This is a genomic window from Vallitalea sediminicola (assembly GCF_054408565.1).
Window position 1 is genome coordinate 1 of record NZ_BTPT01000167.1, and the last position, 288, is coordinate 288.

Annotated in this window: 1 protein-coding gene; it reads left to right on the forward strand. The window is 27.1% G+C overall.

The annotated features are described in order from the left end of the window. The coding region (locus tag ACX6CF_RS26290) for a hypothetical protein (protein ID WP_458788345.1) at window positions 1-288 on the forward strand (288 nt) is incomplete at both ends.

A 288-nucleotide genomic window follows, 5' to 3' on the forward strand; every position in this document is an offset into this window, starting at 1 on the left:
GCTGTAAAAGAAATGATAATACCTATTATCATTTCTTTTACAGCTTTTTTCTTATTATTTGCTTCAATCAGTATTGTAAAAGATAAAGAAACTGGTATGCTAGGAAAAATCCAGATATCTAGTACTAATAATGTAACGATTATCCTAGGCAACTATTTAAGCTTAGTTGTTTCAGGTGGTATCATAGCTATAATTTTTTCCATAATCAATAGTATATATGCGACAGATAACCATATAACAATATTTTTCGGTACTTTTATTGCACTAATTATGTATGTCATAAGTATA